A 6,023-nucleotide genomic window follows, 5' to 3' on the forward strand; every position below is an offset into this window, starting at 1 on the left:
CGCCGAACCTGTGGGAGCGAGCCTGCTCGCGATGAGGCCCGACAGAACACCACAAAACGCCTCGACATTTTCCGATGTCGGGGCGTTTTGCTGTCTACGATTCAACTTGCCCCATCGCAGGCCGACAAACTGGCAAACTCAAGCCTTTGATCGCGGAGATAACGGACATGTCCCTACGCACCCTGCTCACCACGCTGCTGCTGACCTGCAGTTTTTCGGTCGTCGCTGCTACCGAGGTGGTGCAGCTCAACAATCGCACCAGCGCCGACCTGCTGCCGGTGGCGCAGAATTTTATCGGCAGGGACGGCAAGGTCAGCGCCTACGGCAACCAACTGATCGTCAACGCCGAACCCGACAAAATCAACGAACTCAAAGCCCTGATCGCACAGCTCGACACCGCACCCAAGCGCCTGCTGATCACGGTCGACACCAACGAAAACAACCAGCAAAACAACGCCGATCGGCAAACGCAGATCATCACTTACAGCACCGATAGTCGTGAAGGCGGCATCCAGCAGGTCCAGACCAGCGAAGGTACGCCCGCCCTGATCCAGATCGGCCAGAGCGTGCCGCTGACCACCACCCAGACCGACACCTACACCAGCCTGCCAAACCAGATAAACACCTCCCGCCAGCCCCAGGCCAATACCTCCGGCCAATCGCAAAACCCGCTCAACAACTACGCTCACCAGCAAAACCAGACCCAATACCGCAACGTCACCCAGGGTTTCTATGTCACCGCCAGCGTCACTGGAGACATCGTACACCTGGCAATCAGTACCAACCGTGACCGGATGAGCCAGGAACGTCCCGATGTAGTGAACGTGCAAAGTACCGACACAACCGTCAGCGGTCGCCTGGGCGAGTGGATCACTCTGGCTGGCGTCAACCGCCAGACTCAAGCCGATAAACAGGCTATGAGCCGCAGCTACTCTACTCAGGGGCGGGATGACATGACGTTGCGAGTCAAAGTCGACACCTTGGACTAGCACACCAAAAACTGACTGATTAGTCGTATTAGACTAAAGATGTAGTGCTTGAAAAATAGCACTACAAAACGTTTGACGAGCCAAAAAAGCGAAGGCATGATGGCCTCGCTCCCGCTAATCAGGGGCCCTGGCAAGGGCCTTCGGGTCGCGCTCTAACCTTACCGACCTGAGCCGATTCGTGTCTGTACCGCCCACAAGGTGTGTTTGACGAGGTTGCGACTGGAACGAAGTTGTCCCGAGGGACGGAAGCGTAATAGGTAGCCCGGCAACACACTGATGATCGTATAAAGGCCCACGACGCCCGAATGCGCCCGCCAGTTCGCCCTTACCTGCTCAGCTTTCATCCTCGAGCCCATCGTTCATCCCGTCGCCTTCCCCGCCAGACCCGACTTGACCGCCTAAGCTTCTGGTCAGCGAGCAGCCATCTACGCCCTATTTGAATGTGCGTATCTGGCAACAGGAATTTTCCACCTGACCTATGCGACGAGGTTTATCTCCATGGCACTGACACGCGAACAGCAAATTGCAGCCCTTGAAAAAGACTGGGCTGAAAACCCGCGCTGGAAAGGCGTGACACGCACTTACTCCGCTGCTGACGTCGTCCGTCTGCGTGGCTCGGTTCAACCTGAGCACACCTTTGCAAAAATGGGCGCCGAGAAGCTCYGGAACCTGGTTACCCAGGGTGCCAAGCCAGCGTTCCGCCCCGAGAAAGATTTCGTCAACTGCATGGGCGCCCTGACCGGCGGCCAGGCGGTACAACAAGTTAAAGCCGGTATCCAGGCGATCTACCTGTCGGGCTGGCAGGTTGCTGCAGACAACAACTCTGCAGAATCGATGTACCCGGACCAGTCGCTGTACCCGGTCGATTCCGTACCGACCGTGGTCAAGCGCATCAACAACTCGTTCCGTCGCGCCGACCAGATCCAGTGGAAAGCCGGCAAGAACCCGGGCGACGAAGGCTACATCGACTACTTCGCACCGATCGTTGCCGACGCTGAAGCCGGTTTCGGTGGCGTTCTGAACGCCTACGAGCTGATGAAGAGCATGATCGAAGCAGGCGCTGCCGGCGTTCACTTCGAAGACCAACTGGCTTCCGTGAAAAAATGCGGCCACATGGGCGGCAAGGTACTGGTTCCAACCCAGGAAGCCATTCAGAAGCTGATCGCAGCTCGTCTGGCAGCCGACGTTGCCGGTACTCCGACCATCATCCTGGCCCGTACCGACGCTAACGCTGCTGATTTGCTGACGTCCGACTGCGACCCGTACGACCAGCCATTCGTGACTGGCGAACGCACCCAGGAAGGCTTCTACAAAGTACGTGCCGGCCTCGACCAGGCTATCGCTCGCGGCCTGGCCTACGCGCCGTACGCCGACCTGATCTGGTGCGAAACCGCCAAACCGGACCTGGACGAAGCCCGTCGTTTCGCTGAAGCGATCAAAAAGGAATACCCGGACCAACTGCTGTCGTACAACTGCTCGCCTTCCTTCAACTGGAAGAAAAACCTGGACGACGCGACCATCGCCAAGTTCCAGCGCGAATTGTCCGCCATGGGCTACAAGCACCAGTTCATCACCCTGGCCGGCATTCACAACATGTGGCACAGCATGTTCAACCTGGCGCACGACTACGCCCGCAACGACATGACTGCCTACGTGAAGCTGCAAGAGCAGGAGTTCGCTGACGCGGCCAAGGGTTACACCTTCGTGGCGCACCAGCAGGAAGTGGGCACTGGCTACTTCGACGACATGACCACCGTGATTCAGGGCGGCTCGTCTTCGGTGACTGCACTGACCGGCTCCACCGAAGAAGAACAGTTCCACTGATCCGCTTCACCTGAGCAAACGGCCCTTCCGGACCAGCTAAAAAACTAACCGGTATGCCGCACATCTGACGCCCCGACTGGTTCGGGGCGTTTTTTTGCCCGCAATTTGAAAGGAGCCCCCCCCTGTGGGAGCGAGCCTGCTCGCGATAGCGGCCTTCCAGTCGATACGTAGCCGGTATGTAAGCGCAACTTTCCAGCCACCACCCCGACTAACAGTTCAAAAACCACTACAAACAATATTGATTATCATTTGGCGTGATTCATGTTCGTTACAACACGCACAAAACATTATTGACAAAACCCCGGCTAATGCCCGCAATGCATGGGCTGCAGGCCTTTTGAGGTGCGCTATGTCCTTATTCTTATAAATAATTTCGCTACAGGAATTTTACTTGCACGGTGTTGTGCCATAAAATCACCGCGATTGATTGCTGCGACATATCGTCACTGCTTTATTTCTTTTCAAGCTCAGAGACCTTTGCTCTCTGTTAAGGATTACCAGCATGCCCGAAGCGACAGGACTCATGGCCCACAACTGGGGCTTTGCCATTTTCCTTCTGGGTGTCGGCGGCCTGTGCGCCTTCATGCTCGGCGTCTCCAGCCTCCTCGGGTCAAAAGCCTGGGGCCGCAGCAAAAACGAACCGTTCGAGTCCGGCATGCTACCTACCGGTGGCGCCCGCTTGCGGCTCTCAGCCAAATTCTATCTGGTCGCGATGCTGTTCGTGATCTTCGATATCGAAGCCCTATTTCTCTTTGCCTGGTCTGTGTCCGTCCGCGAAAGCGGCTGGACCGGATTCGTCGAAGCTCTCGTTTTCATAGCAATTCTGTTGGCAGGTCTTGTCTACCTATTTCGAGTGGGCGCCCTTGATTGGGCTCCGGCAGCTCGTCATAAGCGGCAGGCGAAGCTGAAACAATGAGGCTTTGGCGATGCAATACAATCTCACCAGGATCGACCCCGATGCTCCTAACGAGCAGTATCCGATCGGCGCACGGGAAACCGTCTCCGATCCGTTAGAAGATCAAGTTCACAAAAACATTTTCATGGGCAAGCTCGAAGACGTGCTTAACGGCACGATCAACTGGGGGCGTAAGAACTCCCTGTGGCCGTATAACTTCGGTCTTTCGTGCTGCTACGTGGAAATGACCACCGCCTTCACGGCGCCCCACGACATCGCGCGCTTTGGCGCCGAGGTTATCCGGGCATCGCCGCGTCAAGCGGATTTCATGGTTATTGCCGGAACCTGCTTCATCAAGATGGCGCCGATCATTCAGCGTCTCTACGAGCAGATGCTCGAGCCGAAGTGGGTTATCTCCATGGGTTCGTGCGCCAACTCCGGTGGCATGTACGACATCTACTCCGTCGTTCAAGGGGTGGACAAGTTCCTGCCCGTGGACGTCTACGTGCCTGGCTGCCCGCCCCGCCCTGAAGCTTTTCTGCAAGGCTTGATGCTGTTGCAGGAGTCGATTGGCCAGGAGCGTCGCCCACTTTCCTGGGTCGTTGGCGATCAAGGCGTTTACCGCGCCGAGATGCCTTCGCAAAAGGAACAGCGCCGCGAACAGCGTATTCAGGTAACCAACCTGCGCAGCCCCGACGAAGTCTGATCCAGATCTGTTCTTACAAAGAAACGAGAAACTGGCTTCATTCTTTACGTTGACCGAAAGCGATAAAAAAACCATGACTACAGGCAGTGCTCTGTACATCCCGCCTTACAAGGCAGACGACCAGGATGTGGTCGTCGAATTGAACAACCGTTTTGGCCCTGAGGCGTTCAGCGCCCAGGCCACCCGCACCGGCATGCCGGTGCTTTGGGTTGCCCGTGCCAAACTCGTCGAAGTCCTGACCTTCCTGCGCAACCTGCCCAAGCCGTACGTCATGCTCTATGACCTGCACGGCGTGGACGAGCGTCTGCGCACCAAGCGCCAGGGCTTGCCGAGCGGTGCCGACTTCACTGTGTTCTATCACTTGATGTCGATCGAACGTAATAGTGACGTAATGATCAAGGTCGCCTTGTCCGAGAGCGACCTCAGCGTGCCGACCGTGACCGGTATCTGGCCGAACGCCAACTGGTACGAGCGTGAAGTGTGGGACATGTACGGCATCAACTTTGCCGGCCACCCGCACCTGACCCGCATCATGATGCCGCCGACCTGGGAAGGTCACCCGCTGCGCAAGGACTTCCCGGCCCGTGCCACCGAGTTCGACCCGTTCAGCCTGACGCTGGCCAAGCATCAGCTTGAAGAAGAAGCTGCGCGCTTCAAGCCTGAAGACTGGGGCATGAAGCGTTCCGGCGCCAACGAGGACTACATGTTCCTCAACCTGGGTCCGAACCACCCTTCCGCTCACGGTGCGTTCCGCATCATCCTGCAACTGGACGGCGAAGAGATCGTCGACTGCGTGCCGGACGTTGGCTACCACCACCGTGGTGCCGAGAAGATGGCCGAGCGTCAGTCCTGGCACAGCTTCATCCCGTACACCGACCGTATCGACTACCTCGGCGGCGTGATGAACAACCTGCCGTACGTGCTCTCGGTCGAGAAGCTCGCCGGTATCAAGGTGCCTGAGAAGGTCGACGTCATCCGCATCATGATGGCCGAGTTCTTCCGGATCACCAGCCACCTGCTGTTCCTGGGGACGTACATCCAGGACGTCGGCGCCATGACCCCGGTGTTCTTCACCTTCACCGACCGCCAGAAGGCGTACACGGTGATCGAAGCCATCACCGGTTTCCGCCTGCACCCGGCCTGGTACCGCATCGGTGGCGTCGCCCACGACCTGCCGCGCGGCTGGCAAAAACTGGTCAAGGACTTCGTCGAGTGGATGCCAAAGCGTCTGGACGAATACCAGAAAGCCGCACTGGACAACAGCATCCTGCGTGGCCGGACCATCGGCGTCGCCGCCTACAACACCAAAGAGGCCCTGGAATGGGGCGTCACTGGTGCAGGCTTGCGTTCGACCGGTTGCAATTTCGACCTGCGTAAAGCCCGTCCATACTCCGGCTACGAGAACTTCGAATTCGAAGTACCGCTGGCGGCCAATGGCGATGCCTATGATCGTTGCATCGTGCGCGTGGAAGAAATGCGCCAGAGCATCAAGATCATCGACCAGTGCCTGCGCAACATGCCGGAAGGCCCGTACAAGGCGGATCACCCGCTGACCACGCCGCCGCCGAAAGAGCGCACGCTGCAGCACATCGAGACCTTGATCACGCAC

Annotated in this window: 5 protein-coding genes; all 5 read left to right on the forward strand. The window is 57.8% G+C overall.

The genetic code is table 11. The features are described from left to right. The first annotated feature begins 167 nt into the window (after window positions 1-167). Window positions 168-989 (forward strand): secretin N-terminal domain-containing protein, encoded by an 822-nt coding sequence (locus AC1DH9_RS25875; protein ID WP_427547280.1) that lies wholly within the window; start codon window positions 168-170, stop codon window positions 987-989. A 498-nt stretch (window positions 990-1,487) separates the two neighbouring features. Then, on the forward strand, window positions 1,488-2,813 hold the full coding sequence (aceA, locus tag AC1DH9_RS25880; RefSeq protein ID WP_477809050.1) for an isocitrate lyase: 1,326 nt from the start codon (window positions 1,488-1,490) through the stop codon (window positions 2,811-2,813). A 502-nt stretch (window positions 2,814-3,315) separates the two neighbouring features. Further along, window positions 3,316-3,729 carry an NADH-quinone oxidoreductase subunit A gene (locus AC1DH9_RS25885; RefSeq protein ID WP_019689824.1) on the forward strand — a complete coding sequence of 138 codons (414 nt, stop codon included), beginning with the start codon at window positions 3,316-3,318 and terminating at the stop codon, window positions 3,727-3,729. A 10-nt stretch (window positions 3,730-3,739) separates the two neighbouring features. Further along, complete coding sequence (locus tag AC1DH9_RS25890) at window positions 3,740-4,414, forward strand: NuoB/complex I 20 kDa subunit family protein (RefSeq protein WP_019689823.1); 675 nt, start codon at window positions 3,740-3,742, stop codon at window positions 4,412-4,414. A gap of 73 nt (window positions 4,415-4,487) precedes the next feature. Beyond that, the coding region (gene nuoC / locus AC1DH9_RS25895; RefSeq protein ID WP_477809051.1) for an NADH-quinone oxidoreductase subunit C/D at window positions 4,488-6,023 on the forward strand (1,536 nt) is incomplete at its 3' end.

The organism is Pseudomonas sp. 05T35 (assembly GCF_056396605.1).